We start from the raw sequence: 253 nt of genomic DNA, 5'->3' as shown, positions 1-253 counted from the left end.
TGCATAAGCGGTGGCATAGCTGGCAATCGCCTGGTCGAATTTGTCCGACTGGCCGATGTAGCCGGCCAGTTCGGCCGCGCGGCCACTGGATTTGGCATGTGCCCTGGCCAGGGCCCAGGCGCAGGCCCTGTCTCTTATACACATCTCCGAGCCCACGAGACGAACGCAATAATCGCGTATGCCGTCTTCTGCTTGAAAAGGGGGGGGGGGGGGGGGGGGGGGGGGGGGGGGGGGGGGGGGGGGGGGGGGGGGG

Annotated in this window: 1 protein-coding gene; it reads right to left on the bottom strand. The window is 68.4% G+C overall.

Annotated features, from left to right (window positions below; genetic code table 11):
* Positions 1-144 (bottom strand): DUF2252 family protein (locus tag JHD62_RS22820; protein ID WP_233161176.1); only part of this gene is annotated, 144 nt, incomplete at its 3' end.
* Between the last annotated feature and the right edge of the window lie 109 nt (positions 145-253).

Source organism: Aquitalea sp. ASV11, assembly GCF_016429185.1.
Classification (GTDB): domain Bacteria; phylum Pseudomonadota; class Gammaproteobacteria; order Burkholderiales; family Chromobacteriaceae; genus Aquitalea; species Aquitalea pelogenes.
Note: the sequence above shows the minus strand (reverse complement) of the source record. Positions and strands in the feature narration are given on the sequence as shown.